Source organism: Streptomyces sp. NPDC046870 (assembly GCF_040704595.1).
Lineage (GTDB): Bacteria > Actinomycetota > Actinomycetes > Streptomycetales > Streptomycetaceae > Streptomyces > Streptomyces argyrophylli.
Genome location: NZ_JBEYXM010000035.1, coordinates 44,465 through 60,122, shown reverse-complemented (window position 1 = coordinate 60,122; position 15,658 = coordinate 44,465). Strand labels below are relative to the sequence as shown.

At 73.9% G+C, this 15,658-nt stretch carries 16 protein-coding genes and 1 pseudogene; 5 read left to right on the top strand and 12 right to left on the bottom strand.

The window, feature by feature from the left end; all coding sequences use genetic code 11:
* The 5 genes and pseudogenes from AB0946_RS38690 to AB0946_RS38670 all read right to left on the bottom strand — a co-directional run.
* On the bottom strand, positions 1 to 934 hold a 934-nt coding region (locus AB0946_RS38690; RefSeq protein WP_366765420.1), incomplete at its 3' end, for a M48 family metalloprotease.
* Complete coding sequence (locus tag AB0946_RS38685; protein WP_366765419.1) at positions 931 to 1,311, bottom strand: BlaI/MecI/CopY family transcriptional regulator; 381 nt, start codon at positions 1,309 to 1,311, stop codon at positions 931 to 933. The genes AB0946_RS38690 and AB0946_RS38685, both read right to left, overlap by 4 nt.
* Positions 1,312 to 1,480: 169 nt before the next feature.
* Complete coding sequence (locus AB0946_RS38680; RefSeq protein WP_366765418.1) at positions 1,481 to 2,407, bottom strand: aldo/keto reductase; 927 nt, start codon at positions 2,405 to 2,407, stop codon at positions 1,481 to 1,483.
* 308 nt (positions 2,408 to 2,715) lie between these two features.
* A pseudogene (locus tag AB0946_RS38675) lies at positions 2,716 to 3,063 on the bottom strand (sigma factor); the annotation flags it as partial.
* Between the two features lie 16 nt (positions 3,064 to 3,079).
* On the bottom strand, positions 3,080 to 3,430 hold the full coding sequence (locus AB0946_RS38670) for a YciI family protein (RefSeq protein WP_366765417.1): 351 nt from the start codon (positions 3,428 to 3,430) through the stop codon (positions 3,080 to 3,082).
* 137 nt (positions 3,431 to 3,567) lie between these two features.
* On the opposite strand from AB0946_RS38670, the gene AB0946_RS38665 reads away from it, so the two are divergent.
* Complete coding sequence (locus AB0946_RS38665) at positions 3,568 to 4,707, top strand: acyl-CoA dehydrogenase family protein (RefSeq protein WP_366765416.1); 1,140 nt, start codon at positions 3,568 to 3,570, stop codon at positions 4,705 to 4,707.
* An 80-nt stretch (positions 4,708 to 4,787) separates the two neighbouring features.
* Here the strand turns inward: AB0946_RS38665 and AB0946_RS38660 are convergent, their stop codons facing one another.
* The 4 genes from AB0946_RS38660 to AB0946_RS38645 form a co-directional block, all read right to left on the bottom strand.
* On the bottom strand, positions 4,788 to 5,927 hold the full coding sequence (locus tag AB0946_RS38660; RefSeq protein WP_366765415.1) for an LLM class flavin-dependent oxidoreductase: 1,140 nt from the start codon (positions 5,925 to 5,927) through the stop codon (positions 4,788 to 4,790).
* A 120-nt stretch (positions 5,928 to 6,047) separates the two neighbouring features.
* Positions 6,048 to 6,602, bottom strand: a complete 555-nt coding sequence (gene ssuE, locus AB0946_RS38655; RefSeq protein ID WP_366765414.1) for an NADPH-dependent FMN reductase — start codon at positions 6,600 to 6,602, stop codon at positions 6,048 to 6,050.
* Between the two features lie 347 nt (positions 6,603 to 6,949).
* Entirely contained in the window at positions 6,950 to 7,027 is a 78-nt protein-coding gene (locus AB0946_RS38650; protein WP_366753051.1) for a putative leader peptide, read from the bottom strand.
* Positions 7,028 to 7,157: 130 nt separating this feature from the next.
* Positions 7,158 to 7,334, bottom strand: coding sequence for a hypothetical protein (locus AB0946_RS38645; RefSeq protein ID WP_366765413.1), 177 nt, complete (start codon positions 7,332 to 7,334; stop codon positions 7,158 to 7,160).
* Positions 7,335 to 7,611: 277 nt separating this feature from the next.
* Here AB0946_RS38645 and AB0946_RS38640 point away from each other — a divergent pair, with 277 nt between their 5' ends.
* From AB0946_RS38640 to AB0946_RS38630, 3 genes are all read left to right on the top strand, one after another.
* Positions 7,612 to 9,123 (top strand): SDR family oxidoreductase, encoded by a 1,512-nt coding sequence (locus tag AB0946_RS38640; protein ID WP_366765412.1) that lies wholly within the window; start codon positions 7,612 to 7,614, stop codon positions 9,121 to 9,123.
* 123 nt (positions 9,124 to 9,246) lie between these two features.
* A complete protein-coding gene (locus AB0946_RS38635; RefSeq protein WP_366765411.1) occupies positions 9,247 to 10,623 on the top strand; it encodes a deoxyribodipyrimidine photo-lyase in 1,377 nt (458 codons plus the stop codon).
* Positions 10,624 to 10,809: 186 nt separating this feature from the next.
* Positions 10,810 to 11,244 (top strand): SPW repeat protein, encoded by a 435-nt coding sequence (locus AB0946_RS38630; protein WP_366765410.1) that lies wholly within the window; start codon positions 10,810 to 10,812, stop codon positions 11,242 to 11,244.
* 139 nt (positions 11,245 to 11,383) lie between these two features.
* On the opposite strand, the gene AB0946_RS38625 is transcribed toward AB0946_RS38630, so the two are convergent.
* The 3 genes from AB0946_RS38625 to AB0946_RS38615 all read right to left on the bottom strand — a co-directional run bounded on the left by AB0946_RS38625 (position 11,384) and on the right by AB0946_RS38615 (position 14,270).
* Entirely contained in the window at positions 11,384 to 12,151 is a 768-nt protein-coding gene (locus tag AB0946_RS38625) for a metalloregulator ArsR/SmtB family transcription factor (protein WP_366765409.1), read from the bottom strand.
* 83 nt (positions 12,152 to 12,234) lie between these two features.
* Positions 12,235 to 12,747: a GNAT family N-acetyltransferase gene (locus AB0946_RS38620; RefSeq protein ID WP_366765408.1), complete on the bottom strand. Its 513-nt coding sequence runs from the start codon at positions 12,745 to 12,747 to the stop codon at positions 12,235 to 12,237.
* 65 nt (positions 12,748 to 12,812) lie between these two features.
* Entirely contained in the window at positions 12,813 to 14,270 is a 1,458-nt protein-coding gene (locus AB0946_RS38615; protein WP_366765407.1) for an APC family permease, read from the bottom strand.
* 116 nt (positions 14,271 to 14,386) lie between these two features.
* Between AB0946_RS38615 and AB0946_RS38610 the strand changes: the two genes are divergently transcribed.
* The gene (locus tag AB0946_RS38610; protein WP_366765406.1) at positions 14,387 to 15,571 is read left to right on the top strand and encodes an ROK family protein; all 1,185 of its coding nucleotides are present in this window, start codon (positions 14,387 to 14,389) and stop codon (positions 15,569 to 15,571) included.
* Positions 15,572 to 15,658 lie beyond the last annotated feature (87 nt).

Below are 15,658 nucleotides of genomic sequence, written 5' to 3'. Positions count from 1 at the left end.
GCTGTTCTCGTAGTGACGGATGCTCTTGGCGCGCGTGACCACGCGGTGAGCGGCCTCGGCGACCGGCACGTCGAGATAGATGATCAGGTCGGGGACGCGGGAGGAGCGCGGAGATCGCGCGGGCGGTGCGGGCGCTCGGGGCGGTCAGCAGGGCCTGGACGCGTTGGGGGACGGGGCCCGTGGCCGCGCCGGGGGCGATGCCGGGGCGTGCGAACCGGGCGGCCTGCCCCGCGAGGGCGGCGCGGGCGATGGCGCGGGCGGTCAGGCGCCGGTCGCCGACCGAGACGGCCGCGGCCTCGTCGGCGGCGCGCTCGGCGGCCAGCCGGATCGTCGCGCGGACCGGGCGCAGCGCCGGGTGGCAGTGCGCCGCGAGTTCGGCGGCGGCGAGGGCGTAGTGGTGGCCGCCCGCGGTGTGCGCCCGCTCGTGGGCGAGCAGCGCCTCCCGCTCGGGACCGTCCAGGCTGCGCAGCATCGCCGTGGTGACGACGACCCGGTGCGGACGGCCCGGCAGGGCGTAGGCGTCGGGGCGGGACGAGTCGATCACGCACAGATCACCGGCGACGGCTCCGCACGCGGCCTCCGCCCGGGCCGCCCGGAAGGCACGGGTCTGGTCCAGCGCCGCGCGGACGAGGCTCCAGCCGCACCCCGCCAGCGCGCCGGCCGAGGCGATGGCGGCCGGGACGACGAAGGCGTCGGAGGCGGTGCGCAACGGATGGACCAGTTCGCCGAGCGCGGCGAAGAGCGGCAGCTTGAGCAGCCCGGTCAGGACGGACATGCCGAGTGCCAGCGTCGAGCAGCCGGCGAGGAGCACCGCGCTGCCCGTGACGGACCACAGCGCGGCGACCGGGGCCAGCCGGTCCAGGGCCCTGCGGGCCAGGGGCGGCAGGGCCCACGGCAGCAGCAGGGGCGGCAGGAGCAGCAGGAGGACGGTCATCGGCCGTCGGACTCGAGCAGGTCGCGCAGGATGCGTTCGTCGTCCGGGCTGAGCTGGGCGACGAAGCGGGCGAGGACCGTCTCGCGGTCGCTGTCCCGGTCCAGTTCGCTGTGCATCCGGCGGGCGGTGAGGCCGTGGGCGTCCTGGACGTCCTGGGCGGGGAAGTAGGCGTACCCGCGGCCCTGGCGCCGCCGGTGGACGACGCCCTTGTCGTGCAGGCGGGTGAGGATCGTCGTCACCGTCGTACGGGCGAGGTCCGCGCCCAGGCTGGACTGGACCTGGCCGGGGGTCTGGGGCGCGCCGGCGGCCCAGAGCGCGGCCAGGACGCTCGCTTCGAGCTCGCCGGCCGGCCGGCGTTCGTCCTTGGCGTCGGTCATGGGGAGGTTCTTCACCCGTCTTCGTGTGCGGTCGTCCTGGTGCGCGGCCCAGCAGCGCCTACGCCATCGTAGTCAGCCCGGCGCCGGTCCCGGCCGCGGTCCGTCAGGAGCAGACGGACGGGTGCGGCGCGCGCCACCGACCCGTTCACCGTGTGACGCCGGCCCCGGGTCAGCCGGCCCGCGTGTTTCCGCCCGCCTGCGCCCGGGCGTGGTCGAGCCGGGTCAGCTCCTCCTGCGTCAGCCGCAGCGCGCCGGCCGCGACGTTCTCGGCCAGGTGGCCGGGGTTGCCGGTGCCGGGGATGGCGAGGACGTGCGGGCCCTGGTGCAGGGTCCAGGCGATGCGGACCTGCGCCGGGCTCACGCCGTGGGCCCGGGCGGCGGAGAGCACCGCGTCGTCGTGAGCGCTCGTCGCACCGCGCTCCCCGGTCCGTCCGGCCACGGCGTAGAAGGGGACGAAGGCGATGCCGTGCTCGCCGCACAGCCGCAGCACCTCGTCGTCCACGCGATCGGGCCGGTCCACCGCGTACCGGTTCTGCACGGACACCACCGGGGCGATCTCCAGCGCCTCGGCGAGGTGCCGGGGTTCGACGCCGGAGATCCCGAGGTGCCGGACCAGGCCGGCCTCGCGCAGCTCGGCGAGGGCGCCGAAGTGCTCGGCGATGGAGTCCTGGCGCATCCGGCGCAGATAGACCAGGTCGAGGTGGTCCCGCCCGAGCTGGCGCAGGTTCTCCTCGACGTGCCCGCGCAGCTGGTCGGGCCGGGCGGAGGTGCCCCACTCGCCGTGGTAGTCGCGGTGGGGGCCGACCTTGGCGGCGATGACGAGGCCGTCGGGGTACGGGGACAGCGCGGTGTTGATGAGTTCGTTGGCGGACCGCAGCGACGAGAAGTAGAAGGCCGCCGTGTCGATGTGATTCACACCCAGTTCGACCGCCTCGCGCAGGACGGCGAGGGACCGGTCCCGGTCGCTCGGGGTGCCGTGGTGGAAGGCGGCGCTGCCCGTCAGCCGCATCGCGCCGAAGCCGATGCGGTGGACGGACAGGTCGCCGAGTTCCCAGGTGCCGGACGCGTCCGCGGTGATCGTGTCGTCGGGAGTCATCGGCGGAGTCTCGCACACGGCCCGGCGACGCGGCGCGCGACCGAGGACCGGCCCCCCGGCGCGGCACACGGCCGCACCCACGAGGTGGGGGCGGCCGCGGTGGGGGGTTGCGGACACTCAACCCCATTGGTCTGTACCAGTCAAGGGTGCCTCCCGTCCCTCCGTCTCCCGTCGTCGCCGCTCCAGGTACGCGCGTTCGGCCTCGCCCGGCGCCAGGCCGGCGGCGCGGCCGTACTCCGCCGCCGCCTCGGTGGTCCGGCCCAGCCGGCGCGGCAGGTCGGCACGGACGGCGTGCAGCACGTGGTACCGGCCAGCGCCGGGTGGCCGCAGGTGAAGATCAGCCGGAGCCGGTCGTCACGCACGGGGCCCTCCTCGGGCGGTGCGTCGGGGCGTGCAGACGGACGGCCTCAGCGTGCCGGGCGTCCCGGGAGGACTCCCGGCGCAGCCGGTCGACGGCCCGGTTGCGAGCGGTCGTGACGATCCAGCCCGCCGGGCTCGGCGGCACACCGGTCCGACCACCGCGTCACGGCCGTGGCGAAGGCCTCCTGGACCGCTTCCTCGGCGAGGTCGATGTCGCCGAGGAAGCGGACGAGGACGGCGACCGCGCGCCCGTACTCGGCGCGGAAGACGGCCTCGACGCCGGGGCTGTCGGTCATCGGTGCCGCGCCGGCCTCAGTGCTGGTCCACGAAGGGCCGTACCTCGATGGGCAGGGTGGTCGCGAGGGCGGCCTTGCGGCCCCAGTCCAGGGCCTCGTCCAGGTCGGCGGCCCGGATGAGGCACAAACCGCCCAGGTACTCCTTGCCCTCGGCGTACGGGCCGTCGGTGACGAGCACGTCACCGTCCTGGGGGCGGAGCATGGTCGCGGTCTCCGGACCGTGCAGACCACCGGCGAAGACCCAGGCGCCCGCGGTGCGCAGCTCGTCGTTGAAGGCCTCCACGTTGCGCATGATCGCGGCGAGGGCTTCGGGATCGGGCGGGGTCGCGCCGGCCGGCTGGACCACGCTGAGCAGGTAGTGCTTCATGACGTCCTCCATGGCGTCGGGCCCGTGGCGGGCTCTGTGTCACCTCCTACACGAACGGCCGTGCCCCGGATCGACACCGCGCGCCACGGTCGCGGAAAAAATCTCCGGAGCGCCGGAACAGCGGAAGAATCCCCCGCATGGACCTCACCTCGCACCCGCTCGTCGTCCGCGCCCGACGGCTCGCCACGGACCTGCTGATCCCCGAGGCCGAGCGGGTCGACCAGGAGTGGGTTCCCGCCGGCCACATCGAGGCGGTGAAGCGGTCGGGGCTGCTCGGGGTGGCCGCGCCCGTGGAGTACGGCGGCGCGGGGGCGCCGCCGGCCGTGCTGCGGGAGACCGCGGAGATCCTGTCGGGCGCGTGCTGTGCGACCTGGTTCGTGCAGACCCAGCACCACACGCCCGTGCAGACCCTGGCGCGCGGTGAACGCGCGGTGCGGGACAGGCTGCTGGGCCCGCTGTCCCGCGGGGAGCTGCTGTCCGGGGTGGCGTACGCGCACCTGCGGTCGTATCCGCGCCGCCCGGTGCGGGTCCGCCGGGAGGGCACCGGCTGGCGGTTCGACGGCACCGTCCCCTGGTACACCGGGTGGGGCCTGAACGACGTGATGCTGCTGGCCGGGGTGACGGACTGCGACGAGGTGCTGTTCGCCTTCGCCGAGGCACGCGAACAGCCCGGGCTGCGGGCGTCGGCGCCGATGCGGCTGGCGGCGCTCACCGCCGCGCGCACGGTGTCGCTGGACCTGGACGGCTTCCGGCTGCCCGCGGAGGCGGTGGCCCTGCGCACACCGTACGACCGGTGGGCCGCCGGCGACCGGGTCAGGACCCTGACCACCAGCCCGGCGGTCTTCGGCGTGGCGGAGGCGGCGCTGTCCCTCCTGGACGACGCGACGGCCGCCCCGCTCCGCTCCCGCCTGACCGGCCTGCGCGAACGCGCCTACGCCCTGGCCGACGCTCCGGTCCCGCAGGCACGGGGCGGGGGGCCGGGCGCCGAGGGGGCCGGGCGCGGGCCGGCGCCACGAGGGGAGCTGGCCGGGGAAGACGCGGACGACTGGACCGGGGAACGGCTGGCCGTACGCGCGCAGGCGTACGAGGTGCTGCGCGCGGCCACCACCGCGGCGGTGGTGGCCGGCGGCGGCCGTGCGATGGCCCTGACGAGCCGCGCCCAGCGTCTGGCCCGGGAAGGACTGTTCCTGCTGGTGCAGGGCCAGACGGCGGAATCGCGCGCGGCACATCTGCGGACGCTGGGCGGTGCCCCCGCCGCCGGGGCGCAGGACCGATAGGAGCAGCGGCCGCCGCCCGGCGGCCTGTGCCCCGGTACTCTCCCCCGTCCCCGTCCCCCGGGCCGGCCGCCGTCGCTCGCTCAGCCCGCGAACGGCACCCGCGCCGAGGCGGCGGCCCTGGCCTCGGGGTGTGTCCACAGCCCTTGGGCGGCGAGCCGGGGCAGGACGCCCTCGCCGAACCAGTACGCCTCCTCCAGGTGCGGATAGCCGGACAGGACGAACTCGTCGATGCCGAGGGCGTGGTACTCCTTGACGCGCTCGGCGACCTCCTCGTGGCTGCCGACCAGCGCCGTGCCCGCGCCACCGCGCACCAGGCCGATGCCGGCCCATAGGTTGGGATGGATCTCCAGGCGGTCACGGCCGCCGCCGTGCAGGGCGAGCATCCGCTGCTGGCCCTCCGACTCGCTGCGCGCCAGGCCCGACTGGACGGCCCGTACGGTCTCCGGGTCGAAGCCCTGGAGCAGCCGGTCCGCCTCCGCCCACGCCTGCGCCGAGGTGTCCCGGGTGATGACGTGCAGCCGGATCCCGAAGCGGAGGCTACGGCCGTGCTCCGCGGCGAGCCTCCGGATCCAGTCGATCTTCCCGGCGACCTGCGCGGGCGGCTCGCCCCAGGTGAGGTACACGTCGGCGTGGCGGGCCGCGACCTCTCCGGCGGCGGGCGAGGAGCCTCCGAAGTACACCTCGGGGACCGGGTCGGGCAGCCGGGCGAGCCTCGCCTCCTCCACCCGCAGGTGCTCCCCGCGCAGGTCGACCGTCCCGCCCTCCCACAGCCCTCGGACGATCTGAAGGAACTCACCGGTACGGCGGTAGCGGGCGTCCTTGTCCAGGAAGTCGCCGTAAGCGCGCTGTTCGTGGCTCTCGCCGCCGGTGACGACGTTGAGCAGCAGCCGTCCGCCGCTCTGCCGCTGGAAGGTGGACGCCATCTGGGCGGCGAGGGTGGGCGAGACGAAACCGGGCCGGAAGGCGACCAGGAACTTCAGCCGCTCGGTGTGCCGGCTGACCATCGCGGTGGTCAGCCACGCGTCCTCGCACCAGGCGCCGGTCGGCGTCAGCGCACCGGCGAAGCCCAGGTCCTCGGCGGCCCGGGCGATCTGGCTCAGGTAGGCGACCGTCGGCGGCCGGTCGCGCCCGGACTCCGTGGCCGGGGTGCCGTGGCCGCCGCCCACGACATGGCGGCTGTCCCCGTTGGTGGGCAGGAACCAGTGGAAGGTGAGGGACACGCGGGGGTCTCCGATCAGGGCGGGCCGTGCCGGGGCGGCCGGGTGGAGCGGTGCGGCGCGGCGCGCCTCGCCGGGGGTGCGGGATGTGGGGTGGGTGCGGGCACCCGGCGGCCTGGACCGTCAGCTCGCCGCCGCCAGCAGCGGGGTGCGGTCCAGGGCCGCGGCGAACTGGTCCACCACGTGTCCCAGGGCCTCGGCGGTCGTGGGCGGGAGCGTCACCGAGCCGTCCTCCCGCACGGTGATGTCCTTGTCGAGGGTGAACCAGCCCTGGACTATGTGCGAGGCACCCATGGAGTTCAGCACCGGACGCAGGGCGTAGTCGATGGCGAGAACATGGGCTGTGGAGCCGCCGGTGGCGAGCGGCAGCACGGTCTTGCCGGTGAGCGCGTACTGCGGGAGCAGGTCCAGGAGCGCCTTGAGGACGCCGGAGTACGACGCCTTGTAGACGGGGGTGCCGACCACCACGCCGTCGGCGCGGGAGAACAGTTCGGTGGCCTCGACGATGGCGGGGTGCCGGAAGTCCGCGCCGAGCAGGGCCTCGGCCGGGACGGTGCGGACGTCGAGCGGGATCACCTCGTGGCCCTGGGCGGTGAGCCGCTGGTCCAGGTGGCGCAGCAGACGGCCGGTGCGCGAGGAGGCGGAAGGGCTGCCGGAGACGGACAGGACGGTGGCCATGGGTGCCTCGTTTCTGGGGTGCTCCGGGCACGCGCGCACGGGAACGGGCGCCCGGTGAAGTCGGATGGAGCGGCTTCCGGCTCGGCGGTCATGGCGGGGAACCGGCAGGCGGATGACGCGGGCGTTCCGGGCGTGCGGAGTGCGGGGAACTCCACGAGCGCGCACACTCCGCGCACCCGCGAACTCCGCGAACCGAAGAACCCCGGAACCACGGGATCCGTGCCACGGAATCGCCCGGCGGGATTCCCGGATTTCCGGGCAGGCCGGATTCCGGCCCGGGCAGGGCGGAAAGAGCAGAGGGGTCAGGCACGCGGTGAGGCCCGACGGGACCGGCGGGAAAGCTCGGGTCAGACCGTGGGGCGACAGGAGGCACTGGAGACGCGCGCGAGGTCGACATGGCGTCGCCGCGTGAGGTCCAGTCGCATCGTCATGCCGTGATCGTCGCAGCACCCGGCGACGGCCGTCAAGGAATTCCCGGCCGGTCTCGTATGGCGGAACCGGACAAGGCAAGGGGGGCCGGCAGGAAACCGGGGGGCTCCCGCGCGACCGGACGGCTCAGACCCGGCCGTCGTCCTCCCGCGCCTCGACCACGACGAGGAACGCGTCCGACTGCAAGTCCATGACCACGGTCGCCGGTTCGCCCTCGGCACGTCGGGCGGCGGCGTACTCCTCAGCGGGCCACGACCCACGGGGAGACCCTGCGGGGAATCGCTCCAGCACCTTGGCACTCATGGCGGCGGACACCTCCTGCGTCGCTGACCGAACGGAATGTACAGCTTGTACCGGTCCGGCTGCCCCGGATCGGTGAGGACATGTCACCGCGTCCGGCGCTTCCGGCACCGCTCGCGAGGTGCGGTCGGCCGGTGGCGGCCGACCGGCCGTCGCGCGGACCGCCAGGAGGTCCGGCAGGGGGCCCGGAGGTTCGGCCGAGGGGAGGACACGCATCCGCCCGCCGGGCCCGGCGGGAAGTGATTGCCGGGAGACCACCGACGCGGAGGACCTGCACGGGATGAACCACGACGACTCGACGGACCGGTCCCGCTGCCTGGTGACGGGAGCCACGGGCTACATCGGCGGGCGGCTCGTGCCCGAACTGCTGGCCGCCGGGCACCGGGTGCGCTGTCTGGCCCGCTCCCCCGGGAAGCTGCGCGACCACCCGTGGTCGGGTGAGGCCGAGGTGGTGCGGGGGGACGTCACGGACGCGGACTCGGTCGCCCGGGCCATGCGGGACGTCGACGTGGCGTACTACCTGGTGCACTCGCTGAACAGCGGCAAGGGCTTCGAGGACACCGACCGCCGCGCGGCCCGCGTCTTCGGGGAACGGGCGAAGGCGGCCGGTGTGCGGCGCATCGTCTACCTCGGCGGTCTCACGCCGTCCGGGGTGCCCGCGGACCGGCTCTCCCCGCACCTGAGGTCCCGGGCGGAAGTGGGCCGCATCCTGCTGCGCTCCGGTGTGCCGACGGCGGTGCTGCGTGCCGCCGTGATCATCGGCTCGGGCTCGGCCTCCTTCGAGATGCTGCGCTACCTCACCGAACGGCTGCCGGTGATGGTCACGCCCAGCTGGGTGCGCACCCGCATCCAGCCCATCGCCGTACGGGACGTGCTGCGGCTGCTGGTCGGCAGCGCGGGCCTGCCGGAGGACGTGAACCGGGCCTTCGACATCGGCGGGCCGGACATCCTCACCTACCGGGACATGATGGTCCGCTACGCGCGTGTCGCGCGGCTTCCGCGGCGGCTGATCGTGTCCGTGCCGGTCCTCACCCCGGGCCTGTCGAGCCACTGGGTGGGACTCGTCACGCCCGTCCCGGCGTCCATCGCGCGTCCGCTGACGGAGTCGCTGCGCCACGAGGTGGTCTGCCGCGAACACGACATCACCCGGTACCTGCCCGACCCGCCGGGGCATCCGCTCGGCTTCGACCAGGCCGTACGGCTGGCCCTGCGCCGGGTGCGCGAGGCGCGCGTGACCACCCGCTGGTCCTCCGCCGCCGTACCCGGCGCGCCCAGCGATCCGCTGCCCACCGACCCCGACTGGGCCGGCGGCACCCTGTACACGGACCGGCGCGAGGCGGTGGTGGACGCCCCGGCGCACGCACTGTGGCGGGTGATCGAGGGCGTGGGCGGAAAGAACGGCTGGTACTCCTTCCCGTTGGCGTGGAGCCTGCGGGGATGGCTGGACCGGCTGGTCGGCGGGGTGGGCCTGCGCCGGGGCCGACGGGACGCGGAGCGCCTGCGGGCGGGCGACTCGCTGGACTTCTGGCGAGTGGAGGAGATCGAGCGCGGTCACCTGCTGCGGCTGCGGGCGGAGATGCGCCTCCCCGGGCTGGCCTGGCTGGAGATGTGCGCGGAACCGGCAGGCAGCGGTCGCAGCCGGTACCGGCAGCGGGCCCTATTCCACCCGCGCGGGCTGCTGGGCCACGCGTACTGGTGGAGCGTCTCGCCGTTCCACGCGGTGGTCTTCGGCGGGATGGCCCGCAACATCGCGCGGGCGGCGGCCCGGCAGAGCCCGGACGTCACCCGTTGAGGCCGCGTCCGCCGGCCCCGCCGGACCGGAAGTGTCCCCGGTCGTCCCCTCCTTCCCGGCCTTCCTCGTCCCCGCCCCTTCCTCCCCGCTCCTCCTCTGTCCTCCTCGTTCCGGAGCCGCGCCATGGATGTCTCGGTCGTCCTGTTCACCGCCGACCTGCGCCTGTACGACCACCCGCCGCTCCGGGCCGCGCTGGAGGGCCCCCGTCAGGTCGTCCCGCTGTTCGTCCGCGACCGGGGCGTGGCCGACGCGGGCTTCGCGGCGCCCAATCGGCTGGCGTTCCTCGCCGACTGCCTGCGGGACCTGGACACCGGGCTGCGCGAGCGCGGCGGGCGGCTGGTGGTGCGCTCCGGCGACGTCGTCGAGGAGGTCTGCCGGGTGGCCGCGGAGGCGGACGCCGACGAGGTGCACATGGCGGCCGACGCGAGTGCCTACGCCCGGTCGCGGGAGCGGCGGCTGCGGCGCGCCCTGGAGGCCGAAGGGCGGCGGCTGCACGTCCACGAGGCCGTGACCACGGTGGTGCCGCCCGGCGAGGTGACCCCCGCCTCCTCGGACCACTTCGCGGTGTTCACGCCGTACTTCCGGCAGTGGTCGCGACGGCGGCCGCGGGACGTCCTGGGTGCGCCCCGCTCGGTCCCCGTGCCGCCCGGCATCGGTTCCGAGGAACTGCCGTCCCGGGCCTCGCCGCCGGGGATCTCACCGAAGCTGGCGGAGGGCGGCGAGGCGGCCGGCCGCAGGCGGCTCGCCGCCTGGCTCCGCTCCGGCATGGCGGCCTACGCCGACCGCCACGACGACCTGGCCGGGGACGCGACCTCCCGGCTCTCCCCGCACCTGCACTTCGGCACGCTGTCCCCGGTCGAGCTGGTGCACCGGGCGCGCCGCGCGGACGGTCCGGGAGCGGAGGCCTTCGTACGGCAGCTCGCCTGGCGGGACTTCCACCGCCAGGTGCTGGCGGCCCGGCCCGGCGCGGCGGCGGCCGACTACCGTACCCGGCACGACCGCTGGCGCTCCGAGCGGACGGCCCGGGACGACATCGAGGCGTGGCGGGAGGGCCGTACCGGCTGGCCGGTGATCGACGCGGCGATGCGCCAGCTGCGCCACGAGGGCTGGATGCACAACCGGGCCCGGCTGCTGACGGCGAGCTTCCTGGCGAAGACGCTGTACGTCGACTGGCGCGTCGGGGCCCGGCACTTCCTGGAGTGGCTGGTCGACGGTGACCTGGCCAACAACCAGCTGAACTGGCAGTGGATCGCGGGCACCGGCACGGACACCCGCCCCAACCGGGTCCTCAACCCGCTGATCCAGGCCAAGCGGTACGACCCCGACGGGGCGTACGTCCGGCGGTGGGTGCCCGAGCTGAGGGAGGTGGCGGGCGCGGCGGCGCACGAGCCGTGGAAGCTGGCAGGCCGGGACCGCGGGCTCGCCGCCGCGTATCCCGAGCCGATCGTCGACCTCGCCGACGGGCTGGCCCGGTTCCGGCGGGCGCGGAGCCGCGGTTGAGCGGTCCGACCGGCCGGCCGGCGGGTGCCCTGCCCGTCCTCGTTCCCTCCCCCTGGGCAGGATCGAGCGGCACATCCGCCCCAGGCTCTACACATAAGGAAGAAATAAGGGCAAACTGGAGCATGCGGAGCTTGTCGCCTGCCGCACCAGACGCGGCCTGGCCTGCAAAGTCAAAGGAGACGACTCATGGCCAACTTGCACAGGGGTGACATATCGAGCCATCCCGATGTCTCCGAAATGCGGGACCGCTACGCCCGCATGCTCGGCGGTCGTGATGTGGCGCTCGTGGACGGACCGGTCTTCCTGCTCGGCCTGTACTGCGCCGCCTCCCCGTGGATCCTGCACTACACGGCCAGCCAGCCCGCCCTCATGACCCACAACCTGATCATGGGCATCGCGATAGGCTTGCTGGCACTGGGATTCACCCGGGCCCCCGAGCGCATGTACGGCCTCAGCTGGGCCATGTGCGCCCTGGGCATCTGGATGATCATCGCTCCGTGGATCGTGGGCAGGGCCCCGGACACGGGCGTCGTCATCAACAACATCGTCATCGGAGCCCTGGCCCTCGTCCTCGGACTTGTGTGCGCCGGTACGGCGGCGAAGAGCGCCCCCAGGCCGTAGAAGGCCGGAAGAGCCCTGGAAGAGCCGTCAAGAGCCTTTGAAGAGGAGACCGAGGAAAGGAAAGAAGAACGCGGGCCGGTCCGCCCCGGGCGGACCGGCTCCGCGTTGCCGGGTCCGCGCGGCGGACCGGCCGCGGGCGTCAGCGGGACGGCACCAGCCACGGCTCCTGCGGCAGGGTCCGGCCGGTCTCCAGCAGCGACTTCAGGTTGGACAGCACGGCCGGCCAGCCCGACGCGACGTCCGCGCGCTCGCCCTCGTCCGCCAGGTCCTCGTGGGTGACGGTCAGCCGGACGATGTCCTCGTGCGGACGGATCTCGAAGGTGACCCGGGAGTGCCGGTCCTCCTGCCCCTCCTGGCCGGGGGCGGCCCACGTGGTCACCAGCCGGGCCGGCGGCTCGCTCTCCACGACCCGGCCGACCACGTCGGCGATGCCGGAGCCGTCGGTGCGCACGTGCTCCCAGCGGGAGCCGGGCCGCCAGTCGGAGACGTTGCGGTGCCCCCAGTAGGCGGCCGTCAGGTCGGCGTCGGTGAGGGCCTCCCAGACCTTCTCGGGTGTGCTCGCGATGTAGGTGACGTACACGAAACGGGGCTTGTCGGTCATGGCTTCCTCGGCTCGTCGCTTCACGGCGCCGAGCGCGGCGAGGCGCGGGCGCTCGAACTTGTCGATCCACCGCTCCTGGATCTCCTGGAGCGGCACAGGGTTGAGGTAGTGCAGCTTCTCCCGCCCCCGCCGCACCGTGCTGATCAGGTTGGCGGACTCCAGGACGGCCAGGTGCTGGGTCACCGACTGGCGCGTCATGGCGATGCGCTCGCACAGCTCGCCCAGGGTCTGGCCGTTGTTCTCGTGGAGCCGGTCGAGCAGGCGCCGGCGGGTGTCGTCGGCCAGCGCCTTGAAGACCTTGTCCATCCGGGTGTCGTCCTCCGATCGCACACCCGACAATAGGCAGGCAATTACCTGCATGTCAACGAAGCCCCGGCGGTCCGGCGCGGTCAGCCTGCGACGGTGAGCGAGATCCACACGTCCGGGGGCAGGTCAGGCCGCCCCGGCACGGGCCGTGGCTCGCGGGTCCAGGCGCCGCCGGCCAGGTCCTCGGCGACGCGCGGCCAGAAGCCCGCCGCGGCCGGGTTGTCCTGCTGGAAGGCGATCTCCCACGGCCCCGGATGCCGGGTGAGCACCTCGCGCGCGGCCCGCAGCCCGATGCCCCGGCGCCGGGCGCCGCGCACCACGAAGAAGCTGTTCAGCACGCGGACCGGAGCGTCGAGCCCGCGGACGAAGGCGAACCCGGCGGGGCGTTCCTCGCAGGTCAGCAGATACGGCGCCCAGCCCGGCTCCGTGAAGGCGTACGTCACGCGTTCGCTGCGGAAGGCGCCGTCGGCGGCGGGCAGGAGGCCCGTGAACTCGGACAGATCGTGGCGGAACATCAGCCACAGCCGCTCCACGGCGGGCCGGTCCTCGGGGGTCGCGGGGCGGACGGTGACGTCCGCGGTCATGATGTCGGTCATGAACCGAAGCCTCCCCGGCGGACAGCGGTCCGGCCGGGGAGGTGCGCGTGTGTGCTGACTCTAGCTCACGCCAAGGGCGTTGCCGCGACCGCCCCCGCGGGTTCCGTACCGGTCTCCTCGCTGATCTCCTTCGGGCCGAACGGCCACACCTTCTCCGTCCGCGCCCAGATCAGGAAGGCCACACCGCCGAGGACCAGCCAGGCCAGGGACCACTCGAGGGGATGACGGCCCGGGGAGTTCTCGTCGGCGTAGCCGTAGATCACGCACCAGCCGACGAAGGCGACGACGCTCGGCAGCGGGTACAGCCACATCCGGTACGGGCGGGGCAGGTCCGGGCGGCGTCGGCGCAGGACCGTCAGCGCGACGATCTGGGCCAGTGCCTGCACGATGACCATCACCGTGGTGAGCAGCTGGATCAGGGTCGCGAGGTCGGTGTGGCGGCCGATGAGGAAGCCGACGGCGGTGATCACACCCATGGTGGCGAGGCCGAGCATCGGGAAGCGGTGCCGCGGGTGCAGCTTCGCGTACGGGCGGAAGAAGACCCGGTCCCGAGCGGCGTCGTAGGGCACCCGGGAGCCGCCGAGCAGGCCGGCGAAGACGGACGCGAACGCGGTGACCAGGATCAGCACCGTCACCGTGTCGGCCGCGCCCTTGCCCCAGGTCTCCTCCAGCACGGCGGAGGCCACCGAAGAGGAGGCGATGTCGTCCGGGTCGGTCATCCGGTGCCAGTCCACGACACCGAGCGTGCCGATCTGGAGCAGCAGGTAGATCGCCATGATGCCGAGGATCGAGAGGAGGATGGAGCGCGGCAGCGTACGTCCGGGCTCCTTGATCTCGGCGCCCATGTAGGCGGTGGTGTTGTAGCCGAGGTAGTCGTAGATGCCGATGGTCAGGCCCGCCGCGAAGCCGAGCCAGAAGTGGTTGCTCATCACGTTGAAGGCCCCCGCCGGGTAGGTGAAGGCCATGTGCGGGCTGAAGTGGGTGGCGGCGGCGACGATCACCAGCAGCACCGAGGCGATCATCACCGTCCACATCACGGCGGTGATCCGGGCGATGTGCTCGATGCCGCGCCAGAGCAGGACCACCACCAGGGCGATGACGCCGAGGCCGATCAGGTCACCGGCGGTCTGCCCGAGGCCGGGGGCGAGATAGCCCAGGTACTGGACGAAGCCGACCACGCCCGTGGACATGATCAGCGGGATGAAGAGCATCGCCGTCCACACGAACAGGAACGGCATCAGACGGCCGGTGCGGTACTGGAAGGCCTGGCGCAGATAGAGGTAACTGCCGCCGGAGCCGGGCAGGGAGGCGCCCAGCTCGGCCCAGACCAGGCCGTCGCACAGCGCCAGGACCGCGCCGGCGACGAACCCGATGACCGCCTGCGGGCCGCCGAACGCGGCGACCATCAGCGGGATCGTCACGAACGGGCCGATGCCGCACATCTGGCTCATGTTGATCGCCGTGGCCTGGAACAGGCCGACACGGCGGACGAAACCACCCGGGGGTGGCGGGCTACCGGACATGGGGGACTCCTGACGCGACGGGCGCGCGGCGCCCGGCGGAGGGTGACTGGCGGATAAAGTTAAGGAGCCTTACTAGAGGCGTCAAGTGTGCGACAGGAATGCACGAGAATGGTGCGATGCCCGCCAGCGACCTCGTAGAGCAGCCGGAACAACCCTGGAGCCGCCGGCGTCTGCGCAGTACCAACGAACGGCTGCTGCTGGACCGGCTGCGCGCGCTCGGCGCCGCCTCGCGCGCCCAACTGGCCCGCGAGACCGGCCTGTCCAAGCCGACGGTCTCCAGCGCGCTGGCCTCGCTGGCGGCGGCCGGCCTGGTGCACGAGGTCGGCACGCGGGCCCCGGAGCGCGGGCGCACCGCCGTGCTCTACGCCCCCGATCCGGCCGCCGGGTACGCGCTCGGTGTGGACATCGGCCGGGGCTGGCTGCGCGTGGCGGTGGTCGACCTGGACGGCACGGTCGTGGCGCGGGCCGACATACGCAACCGGGCGCGCGCCTCGGCCGCCCTCACCGACCTGGTCGTGCGCACCGCCCGCCAGGTGATCGCCAACTCGGGCGTGGACCCGGCGGAAGTGGTGCACGGGGTGGTGGGCACGCCGGGGGTGTACGACGAGAAGCAGCGGCGGGTGCGCTACGCGATGCACCTGCCGGGCTGGGGACGGGCCGGGCTGGTGGACGGCATGCGCACGGAGCTGGGCGTACCGCTGGAGGTGCACAACGACGCCAATCTGGCGGCGCTCGGCGAGTACACCTACGGCGTCGGCGCGGGCAGCCGGCTCTTCGCGTACATCCTGATCGGCACCGGGCTGGGGATGGGGGTGGTCAGCGAGGGACGGCTGTTCACGGGCGCGCGCGGGCTGGCCGGGGAGATCGGCTTCCTGCCGTGGCACGGCCGGCACAAGCAGGAGCGGCTGGAGGACGCGGTGTCGGGGGTGGCGGTGGTGGAGTCCGCCCGGGAGTTCGGGATGCGCGGGCAGCTCACGGCGAAGGCCGTGTTCGACGCGGCCCGGCAGGGGCATCCGGGCGCGGTGCGGGCGGTGGAGCTGGAGGGCGAGCGGATAGCGCACACCGTGGCTGCGGCCGCCGCCGTGCTGGACCCGGACCTCGTGGTGCTCGGCGGCGGTGTCGGGCACAGCGTCGACCTGCTGCTGCGGCCCGTGCGGGAGCGGCTGCGCGCGCTGACCCCGCTGCGGCCCCGGATCGCGCCGAGCCGGCTCGGTGAGGACGCCGTGCTGCTGGGCGCGGTGGCGACGGCCCTGGACACGGCCCGCGACCTGGTGTTCGAACGCCGTACGGCCGGAACCTGACCCGTTCAACGGCCACCACGGCGGGGGTCGTTGACACGGTCCGTGGCGCGCCCTAGCGTGGCCCGAGTTAGTAAAGTTTCCTAACTT